Source organism: Aquimarina ulvae, assembly GCF_053613295.3.
Window position 1 is genome coordinate 114,944 of record NZ_JBSIBP030000010.1, and the last position, 26,074, is coordinate 141,017.

The following is a 26,074-nucleotide window of genomic DNA, read 5'->3' on the forward strand; positions in this document are numbered from 1 at the left end:
AATATATACAAATATGGCAATCCAGAAACCTTTCAATCTAGACAAGTGGATTGAAGAAAACAGAGAAACTTTAAAACCGCCAGTTGGGAACAAAAATTTATATAAAGAAGCAGGTGATTATATAGTTATGATAGTGGCAGGTCCAAACGCAAGAAAAGATTACCACTATAATGAAACAGAAGAACTCTTTTATCAATTAGAAGGTCAGATAGAAGTTTATATACAGGAAGATGGTGTAAAAAAAACAATGCAGTTAGGACCAGGCGATATGTATTTGCACCCTGCAAAAGTCCCACATTCTCCTGTACGTCATGCAGGATCTATTGGATTGGTTATTGAGAGAAAGCGAGTTGACCTGGAAGCAGAGGACGGATTATTATGGTTTTGTGATAACTGTAACGCTAAATTATTCGAAGTGTATTTTAAGTTACATGATATCGAGAAAGATTTTCTAAAACATTTTAGAAAATTTTATGGAAGTAGATCGTTAAGAACTTGTACTAATTGCGGAAGAGAAATGCCCGTTGATCAGAGATTTATTGTTGAAGAATAATGTGGTAAAAATGAAAATATGATATATAGAATATTTCTAATTTTGTTTTCATTTTCGTCGTTCGGCCAGTTAAGCCATGAAAAAATAACGGTAGCAGATTTCAATAAGGATGGATTTAAGGATACGTTGAAAATAAGAAGAGGTTATATTCAAATAATAAATGGTATAAGCGAAGAAAGCTACGAACTTTTTGATAATGGATGTTCTTGCGATATTAAACAAGTTGTTTCTATACCCTTAGAATTAGGTAAAGCTGAGAATAGGCCTTTTTTAGAAACAATGAAAAAAGAATTGCTCCCCAAGCAAAGAAGTGCTCCAGATCCTTCATTAAAATGGATGATAAAAGGAGCGTTCTTAAATATAAAATTAAATGACAACCCCTTCTTTAGTCATATTTATGATTCTAAATTACCTTGGAATAAAGGTAGACATAAGAATATCGACAATTATTATATTAAAATTAAAGGAGATACTCTTAATAAACTGAAAGCTTCCTTTTATGTTGATCAAGAACAAAGAGCATTAAGTTCGAAGGGTTTTTTAGTGTATTATGCGCACAATCACTATCGTCTAGCATCTGGAGACAGTATTATGCTTGTAGATAAGAATGATGTTTATAATATATTAAGGACATCTCACGGGGTTATTGCAGAAAAAGAAGGCTTTTATAAATGGTTATTTGTTAGTGACTATACTCTTACCGGAGCGCCAGAAAAACTTCGGTGGGAATCAATAAAAAATGCAACTCTTTTTGATAAACATATTATAGTTGAACAAAGTTTACCTCCAGATAAACATAAGCAGTTTTTTGTGATAAATATTGAAACAGGTATTTGCGGTTTGTTGAAAGAAGATTTGATAGTTGATAAGCAAGATACTCATAGACTAAAAATGATTTTTAAGGAACTTGAGAAGCATTATATTAGTAATGAATGAAGGTCAATTTAATCTCAAAAATGACATTCTATTGAAGGATTGATTTTTTTGAAGTCTTTTTTTTAAAAAATCATTCAAAATAGACAATATAATAGATCAAAATTTAATATATCTTCAAAAGACAGTATCTTTACCACTTTAAAAAATAATTTAATAAACATGGCAGCTATAGCAACAGATTTTGGAATCGAAGAAGCATTAAAACAATTAGGCGTTTCTGATCTTAATAAAGGAACTTCAACAGGTTCTGATTGGTTTTCAAATGGAGAAGAAATTCTATCCCACTCACCTGTGGATGGTAATTTGATAGGAAAAGTAATTGCTACTACCTCAGATGACTATGAAAAGGTAATTGATAAAGCACAATCAGCTTTTAAAACATGGAAATTAGAACCAGCACCGTTAAGAGGTGAAATCGTAAGACAGTTCGCAGAAGAATTGCGAGTTTTAAAAGAACCACTAGGTAAATTAGTTTCTTATGAAATGGGTAAATCGTATCAGGAAGGATTAGGAGAAGTACAAGAAATGATCGATATCTGTGATTTTGCCGTAGGGTTATCAAGACAGTTACACGGTCTCACGATGCACTCCGAGCGACCGGGACACAGGATGTATGAACAATATCATCCACTTGGGATAGTAGGGATCATATCAGCTTTTAATTTTCCAGTAGCAGTTTGGGCTTGGAACACAGCATTAGCCTGGATTTGCGGAGATGTATGTGTATGGAAACCAAGTGAGAAAACACCACTCTGCGGGATTGCCTGTCAAAATATTATTGCTAAAGTTTTAAAACAAAATAATCTTCCTGAAGGAATTTCTTGCCTTATCAACGGAGATTATAAGGTAGGAGAAATGATGACTACTGATAAGCGTATCCCATTAATTTCTGCAACTGGTTCTACCAGAATGGGAAAAATTGTTGGAGCAACTGTTGGTGAACGTTTAGGGAAATCATTACTGGAACTGGGAGGAAATAACGCAATCATTGTAACACCAGATGCGGATATCAAAATGACCGTAATCGGTGCAGTGTTTGGAGCAGTAGGAACGGCAGGACAGCGCTGTACTTCAACTAGAAGATTGATTATTCATGAATCAATTTATGATAAAGTAAAGAATGCCGTAGTAGACGCATATAAACAATTGAGAATAGGAAACCCATTAGATGAAAATAATCACGTTGGTCCCGTTATCGATAAAGATGCAGTTAAGGGCTACCAAAATGCCTTAGAAAAGGTAGTACAAGAAGGAGGGAATATAGTGGTAGAAGGAGGTGTGCTTTCTGGTCAAGGATATGAAAGCGGATGCTATGTGAAACCTGCCATCGCCGAAGCAGATAATTCTTTTGAGATCGTTCAGCATGAAACGTTTGCACCTGTTTTGTATTTGTTGAAATATAGTGGTTCTTTAGAAAATGCTATCGAAGTTCAGAATGGAGTAGCACAAGGCTTATCTTCTGCTATTATGACTAATAACCTTCGGGAAGCAGAAAGATTTTTATCTCACGCAGGATCAGATTGTGGGATAGCAAATGTCAATATTGGTACATCAGGTGCTGAAATTGGAGGCGCTTTTGGAGGAGAAAAAGATACCGGAGGAGGAAGAGAATCTGGTTCTGATGCTTGGAAAGTGTACATGCGTAGACAAACCAATACCATAAACTATACAACTGAGCTGCCCTTAGCTCAGGGAATTAAGTTTGATTTATAGTCGAACTGAATAATAATTATAGTAAAAAAGCATCTGTTTTTAAAAACAGATGCTTTTTTACTTAATCGCATATAATTTGCTTCTCTAAAATTAACAAAAGAACCACCTGTAAACTGAAAAATAAATGGAAGTTTGTTCAGAATATATACCTTCGCAAAAATAAAGACGCAACCAGAAGCTCATAAGCGCATCTTATTACAAATATGCAAAAGAAATATGAAGAAGTTACTTTTTATACTATTGATAATTTGTTCAGCTTGTAACCTAGAAGAACAAGAGACACTGGATCCGGTTTTTTGCACAGAAGAACTAAGGCCAGGGTTGGAGATTGCCATAAGAGCTGACGCCAATGATGATGTTTTGTTAACCGCTGGGATTACCGTTATTGCAAGAGATGATAACTACACAGAAACACTCACCAATTTCAACGATACAGATACTTTTGTTGGTGCTTTCGAAAGAACAGGGACTTATACAATCACAGTAAGCGGCGACGGTTATGAAACTTTCATTTCAAATACTCCCATTGTTGTAGATAAAGATATTTGTCATGTGATTACAGAGAGAAGAGCATTCATATTACAGCCAAATTAGTAAGATAGTACAATATTTTGATAATATTTTAACAATTGTTTTAATCTCAATGGGTTAGATTTGGTATTCACACAAAATTAACTCAATATGTATCCAACTTTACAACGTCTCATTAGAGATCTGTGCGTTTGCACTTTAATTTTTACCACCTACTCTGCAACCTCACAAACACAGCAGCTGCACACAAGTGCGGATCCACAACCAACCAAAGGACATCAGCTCTACAAACAAACAAGAATGTTTGATAGTAAAAAAGGATCTACAGATTCAAAAACTCCTTTGGAACGACAAGCCGATAATGCTGAAGAAAGGGCGGCTTTCGAACTTATGAGATTGCAGGACCCGAAAACGGGAAATATACCGAATGGAATTAGAAAAGCGGAGCTTCAGTTTTCTAGTAAGATTAGTGCTAGTGATGATTCTAAGAAATCATTAAATACAGTTCCAAAATCTTCGAAATCTAATAATTTTTCTTTTTGGAAGAACAGAGGACCATTTAATGTTGGAGGGCGAACCCGTGCATTAGCTATCGATAGACGAAATGAAAATGTAATTCTGGCAGGAGGAGTATCCGGAGGGTTATGGAGAACAGAAAATGGCGGAGAAAGCTGGAGAAAAGTTACCAGATCTTTTCAGAATCCTAGTATCACGGGAATTGTACAAGACCCTAGGCCAAGGCATAGCTTTACTTGGTACTACATTTCTGGAGAACGTTATGGAAATTCGGCAAGTGCAGGAGGAGCATTCTATCAAGGTAGTGGAGTTTACAAATCCAGAGATGGAGGGCGCACATTTGAACTATTAAGAGCTACAGTAAACCCTAATGTTGGAATATTCAACACAAGTGAACCTTTTGATTTGATTAATTCGATCGCTATTGATCCAACTAATGGAGATATTTATTTAGGTACAATTACAGGTATTCAAAGATCTCAGGATGGAGGAAATTCTTTTACAGAAGTATTAGCGGGAGGTTTTGACAGTAAAGCAGAAGTAATAATTTCTTCGACAGGTCAGATATACGCAACAATAGATTCTGATAATGATCCTACGGCAGGTTTCTTTACTTCAACTGATGGAAACACCTGGACTAATATTACTCCAGAAGGATTCGCAACTGCCTACGGAAGAACGGTAATGGGTATTGACCCATCGAACGAAAATACAGTTTACTTTTTAACGCAAAATAATAGTGGTATAGCTCCTGGGGCTCCTATACTTCCTGCCTTATTAAATAGATATGATGCTACTTCAGGAACTTGGACAGATTTAAGTGTGAACCTACCCTTCGGTATTGGAGGAAGCGTTGGAAACCTAAATTTACAAGGAGAATATAATATGGTAATTAAAGTGCATCCTAGTGATAGTAATATGGTGTTTGTTGGTGGAACTAACGTGTATAGATCAACTACAGGATTTACCACACCAGCAGGACAAGAAAGTTGGATAGCAGGGTATTCTCCTTTAAACAATGTAAGTTTATATACGAATCAGCATCCAGATCAGCATGTACTGACTTTTTTTCCATCAAATCCAAATAAAGCTTTATCTGGAAATGATGGTGGAGTTTTTGTAACCGAAGACATTACAGCCACCAATGATGGTGTAGAACCAGTGACTTGGACTTCTTTAAATAATGGTTATATCACTACACAACCATATCACGTTGCTTTCGATCCAGAACCGAATACAGATGATTTGGTCGCTGGATTCCAAGATAATGGTACTTGGTTTACTAATTCTACAGAATCTAATGCTATTTGGGAAGAGGATTTTGGTGGAGATGGAGCGTATAGTGCAATTGCAGATAATGGTCGAACCCGTTATGTTTCTTCTCAACGTGGTAATGTTTTTAGATTCAATTTTGATGAAGAAGGAGTATTTCAATCATTCTCTGCTGTAGAACCAGCAGGAGCAACTGGATTTTCTTTTATCAACCCATTCATACTTGATCCTAACAACGATAATGTTATGTACATGCCGGCAGGTAGTTCGTTATGGAGAAATAATGATTTGGACGGATTGCCTCTTTTTACGAATACTAATGCAACAGAAAATTGGGTAAATATTTCAACTTCATCAACACCAGATGGCTCTACAATTACAGCCTTGGAAGTTTCTAGATTTCCTATCGCTAATAGATTGTATTATGGAACAAACTCTGGTATTGTGTTTAGAATGGATAATGCAAATATTGATGATCAACAAGCAATAGATCTTACCACAGGTAAAGGTTTGCCACTAGGATTTGTAAATGATATTAATATAGATCCTTCTAATGCAGATAGAGTAATCGTTACTTTTTCTAATTATGGAATCCCAAGTGTATTTATTACAGAGGATGCAGGGGAAACCTGGACAGATATAAGTGGTAACTTAGAAGAAAATTCTGATGGAACTGGCAATGGTCCGTCGGTAAGAAGTACGGCGTTCTTAGGCGGGAGTACAGGAGTTGCAGGTTCACGATTACAAAGAATATTTGCTGCTACCAGTACAGGTTTGTATTCTACAAGAAGGTTGAACGGACAAAATACAGTTTGGAGAAAAGAAAATTTTGCAATAGGCAATGCTGTAACCGACGAAGTTGTGACTAGGAAAGATGGATTTATTGCTGTGGCAGCTCATGGTAGTGGATTGTTTAGTGCCCGTTTTCCGATAAATGCAAATCCCTTACCAGAATCTTCTCTAACTACTGCATTTTTGTTAGATGATTTTGGAATAGATGAAAACAGTGACGAAACCATAATTGATATAACAGGTTTGTTTGTTCAGTCTCAGGGATTACCAATTGATATTGAAGTGACAAATTCTAACCCGGAACTGGTAACTGCAGTATTATCAGGTAATACGTTAACATTATCCTATGCTCCCGATAATATTGGAGCTGCAGCCATTGGATTGATTGCTTCTTCTGGAGAGGAACAAGTTTCTGAAGGCTTTACAGTAATAGTATCGGAGCCTTCTATCTATGAGCAGATCAACGCTCAGGTATCTACATTACCTTCTCAGAATTTCTTAGATTTTGGTGGATTAGCGCAGTCTGCGGATGATTTTACCGTTCCTGACGGGAACACTTGGAACATTGATAGGGTATTAGCTTTTGGTGGTAGTAGAGGAGCTCCTTCTTTTGATAATGTCTCTATTGTGATTTATGAAGATAATTCTGGATTACCGGGAGACGAGATATATAGCAGTGGTGCTATCACTCCAATATCAGAATTAAATGATGCAAATCTTAATATTCTTCTGCCGGAAATAGTGACGCTGACGAGTGGTAAGTATTGGATATCTATATATGTGAATCTTGCTTTTAATCCTGGAACAAACCAATGGTTTTGGGCTTCGCAAGACAATTTTATAGGAGAAGAGACACAATTTAGAGATGCTGCTAATATCTTTGGATTAGGGGCAACAGATTGGTCTACAGGTTCAGTAGTGTTTTCAAGAACACCGTTGGATCAAACATTCCAGATTTTTGGAGATATTATAGGTGGTGAGATAGAGGCAATAGGTCCGGAAGCAGAAGCACCCTTGACAACATTAAAGTTAAATAAAGATGTTTCTGTATATCCAAATCCATCCACTAATGAGTTTTTCTTTAATCTTGGAGAAAATATCTCAAAATCAAGCCAAAAGGTATATGTTGAAATATTTAATAGCACTGGAAACTTGGTGCATACCATATCAGATGTTAATTCAGGTGCAGATATCACCTGGAATGCTTCGAACCTAGCTTCAGGTATTTATTATGCTAAAGTTTCAGGACTTAGTACCAATACGGTTGTTAAATTACTTAAAAAGTAATATTAAATAGATGAATTATGAAAAAGGAGTTGATTTATTCAGCTCCTTTTTTAATTTTAAAACTATGAGTAAAATACTATACATAATGTTGATGTTAATTTTATTTTCGTGTAAATCGAATAATAGTATAGCGCAGGAAAAAGAGAAAAATAATCCTAAGAATACATCAATACAGAAGCCGAAGTTTGGTGACCCCAATAATAATGATCTTATTAAAATAAACACCACTGCTACTAACCAAATCCCACCAAACACCGTATATTTTAATGCTGTTGTCCTTCAAATTTCTGAAAACGAAGTCGTCTGTGACATTTCTAATACTACTATTGTCAAAGTGAGAGTAAAACAGGTTGTAGGCACCGGTTCTGGAATTGTGAATATGCTTTCTTCAAATCAAGAAACCGTTATGGTATTAGGACAAAATACCTTAAAAAATCGTATTGCTCTAAAAGAAATATTAGGTAAAGAAATTTTTATAGTTTCCAGAGAAAAACCTTGTTATGACTTTAGCCAAACAGTATATGAAATTGTTAGTTTTGAACCTAAAAATTAATTATGTTATTGTTGATTGCCATAGGTGTTAACTATCCATACGATCAGAGCAATTATAGCGATAATAGAAAGAATAAAGAAAAATATTTTCCAGAAAGAATAAGGTCTTTTGCCAGATATCTTACCGGTCTGACCATTGACAAAGAAATTATATTTCTTTCCACTATATTGGTATGCGCTGATATATACTGGAAGCAAAATATGTTTAAATGTTTCTTCTGATAAATTCATATCAATGGTATGCACCCTTTGTGTATCGCCACCAATATCGTGACGTGCCCAGGAACGTGCTATTCTTTCTGCTTCTTGTGTAGAAGATAAATGACCATCCTGTAATGGTATTGTATATTTCTCGGTAACAAATCCAGCTAGATAACTAGTATTGAAGGGCTCTAAAGCCTGAAGATTCCAATGAGCAATTTTAGTGGGGATGGAATTTTTACGTTGATGTGAAGCTTTTATCAAAGTATCGTCTACAAAACCATTAACACTGCCACTTGCGGGAGTCCATCTGGTTCTCCGTTCTTGTCTAGTGCGCTGTACTGTCTTTCCATTAACCGTAGTAGTATAAGATACACTCACATAATAATAATCCCCTCTTTGTCCCGTATAGGTAGCATACAATTGCGCATCAAAGGTCCAATATGGAAGGTACAGACCTTTGGTGTATTGCGGATCCAAAGCAGCTTTTTTTAAATTATTTGGAGCAAACCAAAGCCCTTTGACCCATTGAGAAAATATACGATGTGATTTTTTTTGATCAAGTTGAAAAGGTAAGACAGCACCAGGCAAAATCCAGTCTTCTTTATATGCGTCTTCTATGATTAAAGGCATTGTGCAGTATACGCAATGCAAGGACTTATAGTTTTCTTCAACATGTTGATTGGCTCCGCAGTTTTTACAGTGTAACATCATGATCTCTTCAGAATGCGAAAGAGATCCCATTTTATCGAGATAAGGTTTTAGTTCCAATTCCTGGAAACCATCTTCATGTTGTTCAATAGTTTCTTCATGTCCACAATAATCACATGTAATTTGTGTTGTACCTGGCTTATAGGTTAACTCTGCACCACAATTGACACATGATTTTTTTTGTTCAGAAAATGCTTTTTTTTCTTCTTCTCTCTCCATAAAATTGTTATCCCAGCCTCTGCTGGGATTTCATTAGATAATTCTAAGTTATTTGTATTAGCTTCCAGGTAATGGAGGAGGAGTATTGCCTCCTAAAAATGATTTTAACTCTTCTACATCTTTGATAGCTGTCCAATTGGCCATTCCTTGCTTCCAAACTAGAGAATCTTTATTCACTGTTCTGTTTGCAAAAAGTGATTTTAGTTGGTCAAAGGATACGGGTCCTGCTTGCTGACCATTAGAAGCATAGAAGTATTGAACCTGCACTGGCATTGGTGGAGGAGCAACGGGAGACGTTTGTTGGGGTTGCACTTGCTGTTGAGTTGCCATTGGATTCATCATACCACCCATTTGTTGAGCTAGCACGAATCCCATTCCCATTCCCATTCCAGCTCCTGCAGTACCTCCTTCATTGGCGGCGGCAGCTTCAATAGCTTTAGCGGTTTTAAACTTAGTTAATTTATCAAGATCAAGCTTATCAATCCTGCTATACTCGAAAATTTCTTTCTTTAAATCTTCTGGCATAGAGACGTTCTCGATAAAGAACTTTTCTAAAGAAATACCCACAGAATTAAACTCGGGTTGCATGACTTCCTTACAAGTTTCAGATAGTTCTGTGGTATTAGCAGCATATAGTTCGATAGGAAAGTTTGCTTCTCCCACAGTATCTGTAAAACGCGTGGAAATAAGACTTTTAAGATGCTCATTGATTTCAAAATTGGTAAAATTAGCATCGGTACCAACAATATCAACAATAAATTTACCGGGATCGTTGATTTTAAAAGCATACGTCCCGAAGGCTCTGATTTCTACCAATCCAAAACGGTCGTCGTTCAGTGTTATCGGGTTTTTGGTTCCCCATTTCTCATCCGTAAATAGATGTGTATTTACAAAATACACTTCTGCTTTAAAAGGACTATTAAAACCATATTTCCAACCTTTTAAAGTGGTTAGGATAGGTAAGTTTTGTGTGTTTAGGGTATATGTTCCAGGTTTAAATACATCGGCTAATTGACCTTCATTGATAAAAACGGCGGTTTGCCCTTCCCTAACAATAAGCTGGGCACCATTTTTTATTTCGTTTTGATAACGTTCGAATCTATGTACAATAGTATCCTGTGTATTGTCCAGCCACTCTACTATATCTATAAATTCATTACTAAGTTTTTTCTTGATTTCGTCAAAAATTCCCATCGATATGTTGATTTATGGTTTGTGTTCTAAAACTACAAAATACGCTGCTTGTGTAAAAATTAATTTTGGATTTAATTATAAAAATTAAAAGTCCTAATATGATTGACACATTAGGACTTTTTGGTTCAAATAAGGGATTAAAAACTTAATTCTTTAGATTATAAGCTCGTTTTACCGCTTCGTAATCATTGTAATCTATAGAAGTTCTACCTATCGATACATTAGGAGGTATAATGACATACCTAAATCTGTTTCCTCTTGCAGGATCAATCTGAAATTCGTTAAGATCACCACTTAGCGCTTGCGCCCTTATTAAAATGTCTTCTACTGCACTGCTACCGCTACCAAAACCATAAGTAAATTGTGCCCCTCTAAAATTAAGTACAGGTAAAAGGTATACATTACCGTCTCCAAAACCAGTAAAGTAAACCAAGATAATATGCGTGTTTTTAATACTCGTCGCTGATGGTAGTTCTGCCGGGAAATCGATATCCATAAATTTCACAGAAGTAGAGGTTCCGGTAAAATCTGCAGGGATCCAATCACTGTAGATTACTTCTGCGTTTCCATCCTCCCCATCCTGTCCGTCTTGTCCATCTTCACCGTCCTGTCCGTCAGCCCCATCTTGACCAGCTATACCTTGTGGACCTTCTGCTCCGTCCATTCCGTCTTCGCCATCGCAAGAGGTTGCTGTAGTTAATACCATTGTGAGTACTATTACATAATAGCTTAAAAATTTTAGTGTAGTTTTCATTTTTTACGTTTTAATGTTTACGATTAGTGTATGCAAAAACACATAGGTAAACATTGGGTCAAAAAAAACCTGTCTTCTTAATGAAAACAGGTTTGTGTTATAGGTAAAGTTTTAATGTTTTAGATCTAATTAGTCTAGATTGTAATGAGATTGTACTTCTTCAAAATTTGTAAAATCAATACTGCTGGCGTCAGTACCTTCTACAAGCACAAAGCGAAGTCGAAGGTTTGACTGAGTAAAAGTAGCTCTTAATGTGATTCTACCAACTTCGATTCTGTCAATTTCTAAAATAATATTTTGACTACTGCTTAGAGGCAGTACTTCCCAATATTGATTTCCGGTTACCGTTACATATGCGTACACAATGCCGGTATCATATATTTCCTGTGTCAATTCGGGGATATCAAAAACAGTGTCACCAGTATTTATGGTTTGATTTTCTAATAAAACCGAAACTACATTAGCATTTCCATCTTGTCCTGCAGGTCCTTGTGGACCTTCTGCTCCATCCATTCCATCTTCTCCATCGCAAGAAGTTAATACTAAGGCAAAAGCCATCATTACGTACGTTAAAAATTTCATTATTGTTTTCATCATTTAAAGTTTTAAAGTTTAAGATTAGTGGGGTTTTTTTAAAAAAGGTAAACATGTATGTTTAAAAAAAACCTATCTGGATTTTCCAAATAGGTCTTTTTAAAATTAGCGTGCGCTAAAACTATAACTCGATTACTTCTGTGTTTTGTTCATCGATGTACAAGGTCAAGGTTTTTTCTGTTGTATTAGATATGCTATCCAATCCTCCAAAGTCGCTAACAAGAAAAGAAAATGAGATACTTACACCATCACCATTTGTGACTAATTTTCCTGATAGGATATTCCCAGTAGTTGGGTTTGTTTCATCTCCATCCCAAAAAATTATACTCGAAAGAAATGTGGTAGTTGCCTGTTCCCAGGGAGTTGGTATTTCTGTGGAAAATTCTATATAATCATGAGGATATTGCCAGGAGATTCTTTCTACACCACCCGAATCCGCACCAGAATAAATAAAATTATATTCAGTATCTGCACGTAAATTTAGTTGTAAGCTGGAAAAATCATCTTCTTGATTAAAAGTTCGGTTAAAACCATCTCCCGAAATATTGAAAGTAAATGTAGGAGCAGTAGCGTCGGTTTCCGGGATATCGGTTTCACACGATATACATAATAGCATGATCAGTGCAGCAAATATTCTTTTCAATTTTGTGAAAATTAGTGTTTTCATCTTGTTAAGTTTTATTATTTAAAACTTAGTCTTAACGAATAACAATAGGTAAACATTGATAATTAAAACCTGAACCGCTTTATCAAGTACTAATCGAGCTTAGTAATTTTTATTTCGTGTGTATTAGATCCCTTTAGGAATTGCATTGATAAGTTTTTTTGTGTACTCTTTCTTGGGTTTTTCGTAGATTACATCAGCATCTCCACGCTCTTCAATTTTACCTTCATTCATGACCAACAATTGATCAGACATATATTTTACAACCGCCAGGTCGTGAGAGATAAAGATATAAGTAAACCCAAAATTTTCTTTAAGCTCGTTCAATAGATTTAGTACTTGTGCCTGGACTGATATATCCAGTGCACTTACAGATTCATCGCAGATAATTAGTTTTGGTTCTAGGGCAATCGTTCTGGCAATTCCTATTCTTTGGCGTTGTCCACCACTAAACTCGTGAGGATATCTGTTAAAAAAATCAGGATTCAATCCTACTCGTTTCAAAAGATCAGTAGTTTTTTCTTTTCGTTCTGTGTCATTGGCATACAATTTATGAGCTTTCATAGGTTCCATAATTGCTTTGCCAATAGGTAACCGTGGATTAAGAGAAGCAAATGGATCCTGAAATATTAGTTGAATTTCTTTTCTTAAATTTCTGATTTCTGAGGAAGAAATTTTTGTGATATCTTGACCTTTGTATAAAATCTCTCCACTATTAGCGCTATCCAATTGCAGAATAGTGTTGCCTAAAGTAGATTTACCACATCCTGATTCACCAACCAGGCCCAAAGTTTCGCCTTCATATAATTCAAAACTTACGTCATCTACAGCTTTAAACTCTTTTTTACCAAATAAACCAACTTTTGAAAAAAATATTTTCTCTACATTTTTTACTTCTAACAAAGGGGGTTTGCTATATAATTCTTTATGGTGTAGCTCTCGTTGAGTTTTAGAAATAATTGCTCTATCCTTTTGTTGATCGCTTACATAATCTTTGATGGTTGGCAATGTTTTGAATCTTACTTTTAGCGAGGGTCTAGCGTGAATTAATGCTTTGGTATAATCATTTTTGGGATTATTGAAGATTTCCGAGGTGGTGCCATATTCCATCATCTTACCTTGATACATTACTAGAACGTTATCAGCAATTTCAGAGACTAATGATAGGTCGTGTGAAATAAAAAGAATACTCATTTCATATTCTTTCTGAAGATCCTTCAGCAACCCTATAATTTCTTTCTGAACAGTAACATCCAATGCGGTAGTGGGTTCATCAGCGATAAGTAGTTTTGGCTTACAAGCAATTGCCATTGCAATCATGATACGTTGTTTTTGTCCACCACTTAGCTGATGTGGATAAGCGTTATAGGCCCGAGTACGATCCGGAAGCTTCACTTTTTCGAATAGTGAAAGTACTTCTGTTTTCACTTCGGAGTTTGTTAAGTTAGTGTGCTTCAATAGAATTTCTGCTACCTGTTTGCCACATCTCATAGATGGGTTCAAAGAACTCATAGGCTCCTGAAATATCATAGCAATTTCATTTCCACGAACGGATCTAATTTTTTTGGTATCCAAGTCGAGTAAAGAATGAGTGTCGTAAAATATTTCTCCAGAAACCTGAGCATTATTTATAGGGAGCAAACCCATAATAGCCAGAGAAGTTACGGATTTTCCACTCCCTGATTCACCAACAACACCCAGGATCTCATTAGAGTGGATATCAAATGAAATATGGTGTAATACCTGTATTTCATTTTCTTCAGAAGAAAATGAAACGTTTAGGTTTTTTACAGAAAGTAAAGCCGTATTATCCATAGATTCAAAACTAAGTAAATTTAACCAATTCTAACTAAAGAAAAGAAATGGAGTGGTTTGCTATTTCTGGCTTATCGTAGAAAAATTTTTGGTGTGATATTTGTTATATTTACGTCTCAAAGAATACTATGAAGCTAACTAAACTCTCTCTTAGAACAAGGATTTTTATTTCTATGACGGTATTAGTTTTGTTGGCTTCTGTCTTGGTTGCAGCAATCACGGTCTATCAGTATAAAGAAGAAGCGGAGGACTATCATAAGGAACGTTTAGAAAGGAAAGAAGAGCGCATTAAAATTGCAATTGATAACGCTTTAAGAAGTACAACATATCCAGTGACAGAAGAGAATGTTGCCTTCATCTTTAGAGAGAAAAAAAGAATTAATCAAATATCGCATGAGCATTCTTTACCTATCAACATTTATAGCTTATTCGGGAATTTGTTGGTAAAGTCAGAAGAAACCTTTGTGAATGACACTACAGATAAGCAGTTGACTCAGCGGATTATAGACACCTTGGATAGTGGTTATGATAAGAGATACCTAGGGGTGTCAGAGAAAAATGGAGAACACTTTTTATCTTCTTACACTTATATCAAGGACGATAAATCAAAACCATTGGCCATACTTAACCTACCCTATTTGGAAGATGATGATTTCTTTTCCAGAGAACTATGGGAATCTCTAGAAAGACTCGGTCAGGTATATTTATTGATGTTGCTAATAGCTATTGTTTTAGCATATTTTTTGTCAACATATATAACACGGTCTCTTAAAACAATTTCAGATACTATTGATCAAACTCGTTTAGATAAACGAAATAAAAGAATTCGGATTGGGGATTCTAGCGATGAAATTTATTCGCTTGTTAGTGCCTATAACAGCATGATTGATGAGTTAGAAGAAAGCGCTGCGATGCTGGCAAAAAGTGAACGTGAAGCGGCTTGGCGAGAAATGGCGAAGCAGGTGGCTCATGAAATAAAGAATCCGTTAACGCCTATGAGACTAACAGTTCAAAGTTTTCAACGAAAGTTTGATCCCAGTGATCCTAATATTGAACAGAAAGTAAGAGAATATAGTGATACCTTGATCCAGCAAATTGATACGATGAGTTCTATTGCATCGGCATTTTCTAATTTTGCTCAGATGCCAGCACAGAAAAGAGAAACGTTAGATGTTGTAAAAATCGTTGGATTGGCACTTGATATTTTTACGGAAGATTATATTATTTTTCCATCAGAAAAAGAGGAGATCATTGCTAAATTTGACAGAACGCAGTTAATACGTGTCGTAACGAATTTGGTTAAAAATGCCATACAAGCTATACCAGATGATCAAACACCTAAAATTATAGTAAATGTTTTTACAGAAAAGGAGAATGTTGTCATTACTGTGGCGGATAATGGAGTTGGCATAACTGGAGAGAATAAAAAAATGATTTTTGAACCAAAGTTCACTACAAAGAGCAGTGGTATGGGGTTAGGATTGGGGATGGTAAAAAATATTGTGGAAACATATAACGGAAGTATTACCTTTACCTCTCAGGAAGGAAAAGGAACCGTTTTTAAAGTAAAATTTCCAAAAGAACAGTAAACAAGAAATAACGTTATGAAAGAGTATAAATTAGAATCCTTGATTTATTATTCAAAATTGACATTGGATAAAGAGCATATTTTAAAATCTTCTTCAAAAGATATTCAGGAAAAACTGAATCTTTATGCCAAAGACGGATGGAGGTTGGTTTCTACTGATGTAGAAGATTTTGGTATGGGGATGTATTTCTATTTATACTTTGAAAGAGACTTAAAATAATTAACAAACAGTATATACAATGCACACAAATATTCTCGTATCTCATCAAAATGGGATAACAACTATTACTATTAATCGGCCATCAAAATTAAATGCACTGAACAAAGAAACGATCCATGAGCTTCATGAGGCTTTTGATCTTGCTAATAAAGATCTTAAAACAAAGGTTGTCATTCTTACAGGAAGTGGAGAAAAGGCCTTTGTTGCAGGTGCTGATATTAGTGAATTTGCTAATTTTTCAGTGGATCAAGGTGGTCAATTGGCAGCAAAAGGACAAGAGCTGCTTTTTGATTTTGTAGCTAATTTATCAACACCTGTAATCGCAGCGGTAAATGGTTTTGCATTAGGTGGCGGGTTAGAACTAGCCATGGCAGCACATTTTAGAATTGCAAGTGATAACGCCAAAATGGGATTGCCAGAAGTGTCTTTGGGAGTGATACCAGGATACGGAGGTACACAACGATTACCTCAGTTGGTAGGTAAAGGAAGAGCCCTGGAAATGATTATGACAGCAGGAATGATTGATGCCAATCAGGCTTTAAATAATGGATTGGTTAATCATGTAGTTTCACAAGAGGAGTTATTGCCATTAGCAGAAAAGCTGGCTGGTAAGATTATGAAAAATTCTTCTGTAGCTATCGGAGCGGCCATCCATGCGGTTAATGCAGGGTATGAAGATGGAGTGAACGGTTTTAAGACAGAAATCAGTGAATTTGGTAATTGTTTTGGAACTGAAGATTTTAAAGAGGGAACCACAGCCTTTTTAGAAAAAAGAAAAGCTAATTTTCCTGGACGATAGGCTGAAAATCTGGATAAGATTAAGACACCTTAAGGTTTCCAAACCCCCACAGGCCTTTTAGGTTATTTATAAAAATTCATTTCATCAATATATTTCCATACTTCTTCTGGGAGTAAAGGTCTGATATTTTTCTCTTCAAGAATGGATTTTCTGATGAACGTAGAAGAAATTTCCATAATTGGTGCATCTATTTTATGAATTTTTGGATGATTCTTAAATTGATGTTCTGCTACTCCTTCAGAAATGCGCGGGTATACATATATATGATGATTTTCTATAATCGCTTCATAATTTTTCCATCTATGAAAGCTTTTTAGATTGTCTTCACCCATAATTAAACTAAACTGATCATCAGGATATTTTTCTTGAAGATGTACCAACGTGTTTATAGTGTAATTAGGTTGTGGAAGCTTACATTCAATATCACTGGGCTGTAGTTTTGGATAGAATTCTGTAGCACGGTATACCATTTCTAATCGATGGTTATTATCAAGCAAAGAACTTTTCTTTTTAAATGGATTGTGAGGGGTTAAAACCATCCAGATTTCATCAAGATCAGAGTGTTCAGCCATGTGATTCGCGATGGCCAGATGCCCTACGTGAATAGGGTTAAAAGTGCCGAAATATAAACCTATTTTTTTCATGAAAATGTAGCTTTCTTTCTCATAAAATCGCGACTTTTTTTAATTTGATAAAAACTTTTTAACCAGTTGAAAAACTTCTACTTTTGCTTTTTCGAGGTCGTCATTGGTTATGATTGCATCAAATTGAGGTGCAGTAGCCATTTCAGTAGAGGCCTTTGCGACACGCATATTGATTTTGTCTTCTGATTCTGTTTTACGCTTTTTTAAACGAATTTTGAGCTCTTCAATACTTGGTGGTTTGATAAAAATAGCAAGTGTGCGATCCGGATAGATTCTTTTTATATCCAATCCACCAACTACATCAATATCAAAAATTACATGTTTACCCTGATCCCAGATACGTTGCACTTCTGTTTTTAGAGTTCCATAAAAGTTATCACGATATACCTCTTCCCATTCCAGGAATTCATCGGCTTTAATTTTATCTTTAAATTCCCTTAATGAAAGAAAATAATAGTCTTTTCCGTGTACCTCAGCACCGCGTGGTTCTCTGGATGCAGCAGATATAGAGAAATCTAAGTTTAATGCCTCTTGATGTAATAAATATTTTACCAAAGTAGTTTTTCCACTTCCTGACGGTGCAGACAGAACGATAAGTTTTCCTTGTTTCATTTATATATATTTTACCAAAATTGGGGTAAAAAACAGATGCATATCCCTATTTATTAACTAGAACAAAACCTACTTGTGAAGGTTTTACAAAATGTTTAGTAATTGTTCTTTGATCTTTTCTAATTCATCTTTCATTTGCACTACTAGTTGTTGCATAGGAGCATAATTAGATTTACTACCGATAGTATTGATCTCCCGACCAATTTCCTGTGTGATGAAACCTAGTTTTTTTCCATTAGAATCTTTTGTGTTCAACGTGGTAGAGAAATACTTTAAATGATTAGCTAGTCTCACTTTTTCTTCTGTAATATCAAACTTTTCAAGATAGTATACCAACTCTTGTTCAAATCGGTTTTCATCTACTTGTTCCTTTAATTCAGAAACAGCCTTATGCAAACGTTCTCTTACTACTTCTATACGTTCTGGGTCAATAGTAATAACTTTTTCTAATAAATCACTGATGTTTTCAATGCGAGTCACGAAGTCATTTTCTAAGGCTTTTCCTTCGTCTAATCGATAGCTTTCGATGGCTTTCAGAGCTTCCAGAAGTCCTTTTTTTATAGCTTCAAACTCTTTTTCATCAACCTCGGCACGTTCGGTTTTTAACGCATCCGGCATACGCACTGCCATTTTTATCATCTCTAGTTTTTCCGCAGAGTTGTAAATAGATTCTAATTGTTTGATATAATCCTTAACAATATCTTCATTAATTTTGGTAGAATTTTCTTCTCCGGTAACTTCTACATATAAACTAAAATCTACTTTACCTCTCTCCAGAGCTTTGGCTATAGTTTTACGCATTTCCAATTCTTTTTCTCGGTATTGCGAAGGAATTCTGGCATTAAGATCTAAGTTTTTACTATTTAAAGATTTTACCTCTATTGTGATTTTTTTGGTAGGAAGTTGAAGAATAGACTTCCCAAAACCTGTCATGGATTTGATCATAAAATTATATCAGTACTCGGTTAAAAAATTACACGAAGATACAAACTAATTACGAATGAGGAATTAAGAACTCTGAAGGATGAGAATAAATACATTAAAATCGGTTGCTTTAATTGATTTTTAACTTTACTAAACTTGTCTTGACATGATGATTTTGTCAATATATATTTCTTTCTCTAAAAAGAAATTGGGTACAACGCCTGATTGTTGGAATTTCATTTTCTTATATAAAGCAATACCGGAATTATTGCTAGCATATACTTCTAACCAGACTACTTTTAATAGTTGATTTTCTTGTGCCCAGTTTAGTAAATTTTGTAGAAGGAGGCTTCCAATACCTTGGTTTTGCCATTGAATATGGATACCCATACCGATCATTCCTGTATGTTCTATTTTTTTTCTCCAGCTTCCAGTAAGATCAATATTTCCGATAATTTCTTTTTCTGAGGTAGCTATAAGAATAATACAGTTTTTCTCAGATTGATATTTTTGGATCATTTCTCTTTCTTGATCGGCATCATTGGGATATTCATTAATAAAAAGAGGCAGCGTCTCTGTATCTTTTAGATACGCTAATTTCAGTTTTAATAGCTGTTTAGCATCATCAGGTACAGCCTGTCTTATTGTAATAGGTTGATTGTTTTTAGTAGTATATGTTTTAGGAAAGAAGCTCAATTTTGAAACGGGGGAATTTATACTAAGCATTTGGGTTTTTATCTCTAATTCTTTTATAAAACTTTATTCCGAGCATCAATAGGATTGCTAGTAAAAGGATTCCAACAACTCCATAGATCCAATTAACAGCATCTTTCACTATCACCAAAAAAATAACAGCAAATAGAATGATGGTAGCACCTTCGTTCCATATTCTCATCTGGTTAGAAGTCCATTTTATAATTCCAACTTGAAGTTGTTTGAAAATCTGATGACTTTTTAGATGATATATAATGAGTAAAAGAACAAATCCGAGTTTTATGTGCATCCATCCATTATGTAACAGTCCAGGTCTTAGTGTCAATAACCAAATGGCAAATAAGGTAGCTAATACTGCCGAAGGCCAGGTGATAATATACCAAAGACGTTTAGCCATAAGTCTTAGTTGATCCCCTAATATTTCTTTGTCAGGAGAAGGTTTTTGTGCCGCCTCAATCTGATATATAAATAATCTGGGTATATAAAAGAGCCCCGCAAACCAAGTAATAACAAAGATAAGGTGCAGTGCTTTTATGTAATTATAGTAGTCTTGCATGGATCACTCTACAAAAAGATAATTAAGTTGCAAGGTATTGAATTCTGCATTAAAGCTTTTTATTTCTTCAGAAATTAATTTGTCAAAAGTGTTTAGTTGTTCCTCAATTTGTTTTGTCAGTTCATTTTTTACTTCAATATCCTGTGCTGTTGGTCCAAAATCTCCCATTCCTACCAGTGAATTTAAATGGCCAAGCTTATTGGTTAGCTTGATAGGAAAGTTCAATGGGTCTTGACCACTTCTATTTTTAGTTTGATATAATGCTTTTTCAATTTCAGCGAACTTTTTTTGTAAATCTTTAGCTTTTGCAATCAGCTCTTTAGTTTTTGAGTCATCTTTATATTGTTTGGAGAAAGACTTTAATTGAGTATTAATTTTTCTTATCTTTTTTATAGACTTATGTGCCTTGTCCACAGTTTTATTAACGCTGCTGATAAAATCAAATTGCTGTTGCATTTGCTGCAGTGTTGCTTCTGCTCTAGGATCTGCTAAAATTGTAAATGGTTGCGAAACTTGATTTCCGTTTACATTCAGACTTACTTTGTAAGTTCCGGGAACAGCTTTGGGACCATTAAGATTGGCCCACCACAAAATCATTCCTTGTAGTTCTTCGGCGCCATCACCGCGCATATTCCAATTAAATTGATTCGCTCCTTTTTTTAAGTCCTTTAGTTGGTCGTTTTTCTCTTTAGCGCCGCTACTAAAAGACTTTATAGTATCACCTTTGCTATTAAAATATGTGAGAGAAACAGTATCTTTTTCTTTTTCGAAATTTTTAAGGTTAAAATACGTAATGACTCCGCTTGGATGATTCGTTCCTTCTGTTTTAGAGCCTTTTCGACTAGCACCACCCATTCGATACGTATTCTTTGGTTTAAACAAAATATTTTCCTGAGTTTTTAAACTCTTGTTGAGTTGATGTAATACGGTAAGATCATCAATAATCCAGAGACTTCTTCCCTGAGTAGCTACTATTAAATTGTTGTCTTTGATTGTTAGATCCGTTATAGGTACGATAGGGAGATTCAACTGGAAGGATTTCCAGGTTGTACCATCATCAAAAGAAATATACATTCCTGTTTCCGTACCCGCATACAACAACCCCTTTCGCTTAGGGTCAGCACGTAGTACTCGTGTAAAATGTTCACCATCAATACCAGATGTAATCTTTATCCAAGATTGTCCATAATTAGTGGTTTTATAAAGATATGGGGCAAAATCACCGGATTTATATCGTGTTCCTGCAATATAACAAGTGCCTTCATCAAAATTACTGGGCTCGATACTATTGATCATCATCCATTCTGGCATTCCTTTTGGAGTGACATTACTCCAGTTCTTTCCGCCATCTTTAGTGACATGAACAAGCCCATCATCGCTTCCGGTCCACAGTACTCCTTCTTTAATAGGACTTTCTGCGGCAGCAAAAATCGTACAGTAATATTCGACTGAAGTATTATCTTGGGTAATAGGACCCCCAGAAGATTTTAGCTTGCTTGGATCATTACGAGTAAGGTCAGGACTAATAACATTCCAGCTTTGACCTTCATTTTCAGTAACGTGAACCTGATTTGAAAAGGTGAATAACTTATTTGGGTTATGCTTAGAGAACATAATAGGGAAGTTCCACTGAAATCGATATTTCATGTCTTCTGCACCGTGTCCCATAGGATTATCTGGCCAAACACTAATGGACCTTATGGTTTCGGTTTTGTGATTTACTCTCGTTAAGAAACCATCATAACTACCACCATAAACAATATCATTATTTTTCGGATCTACTGCAATATGCGCAGATTCTCCACCAGCTGTAGACTCCCAATCATCTTCAGAGATAGACCGTCCTGTACTTCTGTGATTGATCCTTATGGTAGAATTATCTTGCTGGGCGGCATAAATTCTATAAGGGAAACTGTTATCGGTAGTAACCCGGTAAAATTGAGACGTAGGTTGATTATAATAGGTACTCCAAGTTTCTCCACCGTCATATGTAATTTGTGCGCCACCGTCATCACCAATTATCATACGTTTTGGATTTTCTGGAGCGATCCATAGATCATGATGATCTCCATGTGGAGCTCTATGGCTACTGAAATTTTTTCCACCGTCTTTACTTTTATGATAAGAAACGTTTACTACATACACTATGTCCTTATCTTTAGGATCCGCATAGATACGGGTATAGTACCATGCACGTTGGCGTAAGCTACGATCACTATTGAGAAGATTCCAGGTTTCTCCACCGTCATCACTTCGATACACACCACCTTTTTCTTTATTTTCTACGATAGCCCAAACTCTTTCACTATCAATAGGAGAAACCGTTACTCCCATAATTCCTAAAGTGTCTTTTGCAAAACCTTCATTTTTCGAAATTTCTTTCCAGGTTTTACCACTATCTGTACTTTTCCATAAGGCAGATCCTTTACCTCCAGAACTAAGACTATATGGTGTTCTTCGGGCATTCCAAGTAGAGGCATATAGAATTCTTGGGTTATTCGGATCCAAGGTAAGATCCACAGCACCGGCATCCTGATTGGCAAATAAAACGTTATCCCAGGTTGCTCCTCCATCCGTACTTTTATAAACACCCCGATTCTGTGTAGGTTTATAGATGTTTCCTAAAACTCCGGCATATACAATATCCGGATTCGTAGGGTCAATTGCTATTCTTGGAATATGTCTGCTTTGGGGAAGGCCTGATTGCGTCCATGTTTTTCCGGCATCGACACTTTTCCAAACTCCATAACCGGAAGAAACATTGCCACGCAGCGTTTTTTCTCCACCACCCACATAAATTACGTTCGGATCACTTTTAGAAACCGAAATGGATCCAACAGACCCACCAAAGAATCCATCAGATATGTTTTCCCAGATACGACCACCATCTGTTGTTTTCCATACACCTCCTCCAGTAGCGCCAAAGTAGAAAAGATTAGGTTTACCAGGAACTCCTGTAACAGCTGCACTGCGTCCTCCTCTAAAAGGACCAACTAATCGGTATTCAAGAGCATTGTATAACTCTTCATTATAGTTTTGTGCTTTTACGGATGAAAAATTGCCAATTATAAAAAAGACAATCCAGGCGATTTTGAAAATTCTTGAGTACATTTAGTTGAGTTTATAGTTTACACCAAAATATTTTTAAAAATCAAGACAAGTAGATTTGATGGTCTACTAAAATCTGGAATAAATGGTTATTGGAAAAGAATTTCACGTAATTTTAACCTTAGTTGATTCTCTTTCTCTCTTCAGATTGATTTACTAGGAAAAAATAGGTGTTAAGCTGTTTTTGGAAGCGCTAGTGTTTTTCGGACTTCCAGGTTGAGGTAATATCCAGTAAGTATTGTTGATAATACATCTGCTATTGGAAATGCAATCCAGACCCCTAAAACTCCAATAAATGGAGGTAAAATCAGAATAAGCGGAATCAGGAAAAACCCCTGTTTCGTTAGACTTAATAATAATGCAGGTACTGCCTTTCCGATAGACTGAAAATAAGCGGACCCAATAAGTTGAACGATAATCACAGGTGTTGCAAGAAATACTAATCTGAGCGCATCTGGAGTCCGTCGTAATATTTCTGCATTATTCGCCAGCGTTTCTTTATCCAGGGATTCTTTGCTACTTACAAAAAGAGAAACAAAATTTTCAGGGAAAATCATGATTATGGAAAAAACCACAATAGCAAGTAGTCCGCCATATTTAATCGAGGTATTGATGGCTTCTCGTACCCGCTGATATTTTTTTGCCCCATAATTATATCCTGCAATGGGCATAAACCCTTGGTTTATACCAATTACCGGAAATAATGCAAACATCAGCATTCTACTAATAATACCATAAGAAGCTACATCCAGAGCATCTCCATGTTTTATTAATACATTGTTTAAAAGTACTGTAAGAACAGCGATGGTTCCTTGTCTTGCCAGCGTAACAAAACTCAACTCACTGATTTCTTTGACAATATTTCGTTGTAGTTTAAAACATTCCAGATACAATTTTAGCTCACTTTTGACAACAAAAAACCAAACAATAAAAGCAAAACAAATAGCATAACTAATAAAAGTAGCCCAAGCAGCACCTTCCATTCCGTAATCTAATATATTAATCAGAACATAATCCAATAAAATATTACCAATAGCAGGTAAGATCATAGCGACCATGGCAAATGTAGGCTTACCTTCCGCACGTATCACATTATTGCCCATCATACACATGGATAACATTACAATACCATAAAGAACAATACGATAGTACGTTAAAGCATAGTCTTTAAAAGAATCATCAGCGCCAAAAAAGCCAATGAGATAATCCTGAAAAAGTAAACCCATTAAGGCAAGAAAACCCGAAGTTAAAAAAGTCAGTGTTGTTTGGTTTCCAAAAATCCGCAAAGCTTTGTCGTGATTTCCAGATCCTAAAGCTCTGGATAAAACAGAGCTTCCTCCAATACCAATAGCCAAACCAATGGCTCCTATAAAAAAGGTAACCGGAATCACTACAGTTATTGCAGATATAGCTAGTGGACCTATCCAGCGTCCTAAAAAAATAGTGTCTACGATCATGTTCAATGACATAACCAATATACCTATCGAAGCTGGAACTGCTTGTTGTATAAGAAGTTTTCCGATGGGCTGTGTTCCTAAAGCCTCAGAACTGACTCTAGCCATTATAAAGCGGGTGTTTTAGCTTCTACCCACTCGTTTACCCAATTTCCTAAAACATCAGCCCAATCATCACGATCATTTAAACAAGGAATTGTAGTAAATTCTTTTCCCCCAACTTCGTGAAAGATCTCCTCACCTTCCATGGCAATTTCTTCCAGAGTTTCTAAACAATCAGAAACGAAAGCAGGAGTAACGATCGCCATTTTTTTGATTCCTTCTTTTCCCATTCGTTCGATAGTTCTATCTGTATAAGGCTGTAGCCAAGGATCAAATCCTAATCTGGACTGAAAGGAGGTAGAATATGTTCCGTTTTTAAGGCCTAATTTTTTAGCTACCTGTACTGTTGTTATTTCACATTGATGACGATAACAGAATTCGTGTTGTACCGATCCTTTCTTAAAGCAGCACTTTCCATCCATTTTGCAATTTCCGTTGCTAATATCGCTCTTTCTAATGTGTCTTTCAGGAACTCCGTGATAGCTAAATAAAAGATGTTCATAATCAAGATCTTTAATTTTTTCGGCAATGCTAGTAGATAATACCTCAATATATTCTTGTTTATTATAAAAAGCAGGAATATCTGTAAGTTTCATATGAGGAAAATGCTCTTTACGTAGTGCTTCTGCTAAAACTAAAATTGTTTCGGTAGTAGCCATAGCAAACTGTGGATACAAAGGAATGATTAGTACTTCATCCACTCCTTTTTCGTGAAGCTCCTGTAATCCTTTTTTGATATTCATAGAACCATAACGCATCGCCAAACTAACAGGGATAGATGTTCGTTCTGCTACTTTTTTCTGTAATCTTTCTGATAAAACAATTAGAGGAGAACCTTCATCCCACCATATTTTTTTATAAGCAGCTGCAGACTTTTTTGGCCTGGTATTTAATATGATCCCTTTTACTAATAGCGTTCTCGCCCACAATGGAACATCAATAACTCTGGGGTCCATTAAAAACTCACCAAGATATTTCTTAACGTCCTTCGGATCTGTACTATCAGGAGATCCCAGGTTGACAAGAAGTACACCTTTACTCATAGTTTT

23 protein-coding genes are annotated in these 26,074 nt (G+C 35.7%); 9 read left to right on the forward strand and 14 right to left on the reverse strand.

Annotation, left to right across the window (positions count from 1 at the left end):
* The first annotated feature begins 13 nt into the window (after positions 1-13).
* From ACWGOQ_RS18935 to ACWGOQ_RS18960, 6 genes are all read left to right on the forward strand, one after another.
* A complete protein-coding gene (locus ACWGOQ_RS18935; protein WP_452055780.1) occupies positions 14-553 on the forward strand; it encodes a 3-hydroxyanthranilate 3,4-dioxygenase in 540 nt (179 codons plus the stop codon).
* Positions 554-571: 18 nt separating this feature from the next.
* Positions 572-1,489: a hypothetical protein gene (locus ACWGOQ_RS18940; protein ID WP_452055779.1), complete on the forward strand. Its 918-nt coding sequence runs from the start codon at positions 572-574 to the stop codon at positions 1,487-1,489.
* A 159-nt stretch (positions 1,490-1,648) separates the two neighbouring features.
* Positions 1,649-3,202: an L-piperidine-6-carboxylate dehydrogenase gene (amaB, locus tag ACWGOQ_RS18945; protein WP_452055778.1), complete on the forward strand. Its 1,554-nt coding sequence runs from the start codon at positions 1,649-1,651 to the stop codon at positions 3,200-3,202.
* Positions 3,203-3,418: 216 nt separating this feature from the next.
* Positions 3,419-3,796, forward strand: coding sequence for a hypothetical protein (locus ACWGOQ_RS18950; protein ID WP_452055777.1), 378 nt, complete (start codon positions 3,419-3,421; stop codon positions 3,794-3,796).
* 87 nt (positions 3,797-3,883) lie between these two features.
* The gene (locus ACWGOQ_RS18955) at positions 3,884-7,600 is read left to right on the forward strand and encodes a T9SS type A sorting domain-containing protein (protein WP_452055776.1); all 3,717 of its coding nucleotides are present in this window, start codon (positions 3,884-3,886) and stop codon (positions 7,598-7,600) included.
* A gap of 64 nt (positions 7,601-7,664) precedes the next feature.
* Entirely contained in the window at positions 7,665-8,153 is a 489-nt protein-coding gene (locus ACWGOQ_RS18960) for a hypothetical protein (RefSeq protein ID WP_452055775.1), read from the forward strand.
* Positions 8,154-8,158: 5 nt separating this feature from the next.
* Here the strand turns inward: ACWGOQ_RS18960 and ACWGOQ_RS18965 are convergent, their stop codons facing one another.
* The 6 genes from ACWGOQ_RS18965 to ACWGOQ_RS18990 form a co-directional block, all read right to left on the reverse strand.
* Positions 8,159-9,283, reverse strand: a complete 1,125-nt coding sequence (locus ACWGOQ_RS18965; RefSeq protein WP_452055774.1) for a TFIIB-type zinc ribbon-containing protein — start codon at positions 9,281-9,283, stop codon at positions 8,159-8,161.
* Between the two features lie 57 nt (positions 9,284-9,340).
* Positions 9,341-10,477, reverse strand: coding sequence for an SPFH domain-containing protein (locus ACWGOQ_RS18970; RefSeq protein WP_452055773.1), 1,137 nt, complete (start codon positions 10,475-10,477; stop codon positions 9,341-9,343).
* Between the two features lie 145 nt (positions 10,478-10,622).
* Positions 10,623-11,231 (reverse strand): hypothetical protein, encoded by a 609-nt coding sequence (locus ACWGOQ_RS18975; RefSeq protein WP_452055772.1) that lies wholly within the window; start codon positions 11,229-11,231, stop codon positions 10,623-10,625.
* 129 nt (positions 11,232-11,360) lie between these two features.
* Positions 11,361-11,825 (reverse strand): hypothetical protein, encoded by a 465-nt coding sequence (locus tag ACWGOQ_RS18980; protein WP_452055771.1) that lies wholly within the window; start codon positions 11,823-11,825, stop codon positions 11,361-11,363.
* 121 nt (positions 11,826-11,946) lie between these two features.
* The gene (locus ACWGOQ_RS18985) at positions 11,947-12,492 is read right to left on the reverse strand and encodes a hypothetical protein (protein ID WP_452055770.1); all 546 of its coding nucleotides are present in this window, start codon (positions 12,490-12,492) and stop codon (positions 11,947-11,949) included.
* Positions 12,493-12,615: 123 nt separating this feature from the next.
* Positions 12,616-14,304: an ABC transporter ATP-binding protein gene (locus ACWGOQ_RS18990; protein ID WP_452055769.1), complete on the reverse strand. Its 1,689-nt coding sequence runs from the start codon at positions 14,302-14,304 to the stop codon at positions 12,616-12,618.
* Between the two features lie 128 nt (positions 14,305-14,432).
* On the opposite strand from ACWGOQ_RS18990, the gene ACWGOQ_RS18995 reads away from it, so the two are divergent.
* Genes ACWGOQ_RS18995 through ACWGOQ_RS19005 form a run of 3 tightly spaced genes read left to right on the forward strand, consistent with a single transcriptional unit; the run spans position 14,433 to position 16,911 of the window.
* Positions 14,433-15,893, forward strand: coding sequence for a sensor histidine kinase (locus ACWGOQ_RS18995; RefSeq protein ID WP_452055768.1), 1,461 nt, complete (start codon positions 14,433-14,435; stop codon positions 15,891-15,893).
* A gap of 15 nt (positions 15,894-15,908) precedes the next feature.
* Complete coding sequence (locus ACWGOQ_RS19000) at positions 15,909-16,112, forward strand: DUF4177 domain-containing protein (RefSeq protein ID WP_452055767.1); 204 nt, start codon at positions 15,909-15,911, stop codon at positions 16,110-16,112.
* A 19-nt stretch (positions 16,113-16,131) separates the two neighbouring features.
* A complete protein-coding gene (locus ACWGOQ_RS19005) occupies positions 16,132-16,911 on the forward strand; it encodes an enoyl-CoA hydratase/isomerase family protein (RefSeq protein WP_452055766.1) in 780 nt (259 codons plus the stop codon).
* Between the two features lie 62 nt (positions 16,912-16,973).
* Here ACWGOQ_RS19005 and nadD read toward each other — a convergent pair whose 3' ends face one another.
* From nadD to hemH, 8 genes are all read right to left on the reverse strand, one after another.
* On the reverse strand, positions 16,974-17,555 hold the full coding sequence (nadD, locus tag ACWGOQ_RS19010; RefSeq protein WP_452055765.1) for a nicotinate (nicotinamide) nucleotide adenylyltransferase: 582 nt from the start codon (positions 17,553-17,555) through the stop codon (positions 16,974-16,976).
* Between the two features lie 39 nt (positions 17,556-17,594).
* Positions 17,595-18,167 carry a guanylate kinase gene (gene gmk / locus ACWGOQ_RS19015; protein WP_452055764.1) on the reverse strand — a complete coding sequence of 191 codons (573 nt, stop codon included), beginning with the start codon at positions 18,165-18,167 and terminating at the stop codon, positions 17,595-17,597.
* 84 nt (positions 18,168-18,251) lie between these two features.
* Entirely contained in the window at positions 18,252-19,112 is an 861-nt protein-coding gene (locus ACWGOQ_RS19020) for a YicC/YloC family endoribonuclease (protein ID WP_452055763.1), read from the reverse strand.
* A gap of 129 nt (positions 19,113-19,241) precedes the next feature.
* Positions 19,242-19,817, reverse strand: coding sequence for a GNAT family N-acetyltransferase (locus ACWGOQ_RS19025; protein ID WP_452055762.1), 576 nt, complete (start codon positions 19,815-19,817; stop codon positions 19,242-19,244).
* Positions 19,810-20,361: a CopD family protein gene (locus ACWGOQ_RS19030; protein ID WP_452055761.1), complete on the reverse strand. Its 552-nt coding sequence runs from the start codon at positions 20,359-20,361 to the stop codon at positions 19,810-19,812. The genes ACWGOQ_RS19025 and ACWGOQ_RS19030 overlap by 8 nt, the downstream gene beginning before the upstream one ends.
* A 3-nt stretch (positions 20,362-20,364) precedes the next feature.
* Entirely contained in the window at positions 20,365-23,472 is a 3,108-nt protein-coding gene (locus ACWGOQ_RS19035; protein WP_452055760.1) for a VPS10 domain-containing protein, read from the reverse strand.
* 170 nt (positions 23,473-23,642) lie between these two features.
* A complete protein-coding gene (locus ACWGOQ_RS19040) occupies positions 23,643-25,031 on the reverse strand; it encodes an MATE family efflux transporter (RefSeq protein WP_452055759.1) in 1,389 nt (462 codons plus the stop codon).
* Positions 25,031-26,068, reverse strand: coding sequence for a ferrochelatase (gene hemH, locus ACWGOQ_RS19045; RefSeq protein WP_452055758.1), 1,038 nt, complete (start codon positions 26,066-26,068; stop codon positions 25,031-25,033). The genes ACWGOQ_RS19040 and hemH overlap by 1 nt, the downstream gene beginning before the upstream one ends.
* Positions 26,069-26,074: the final 6 nt, after the last annotated feature.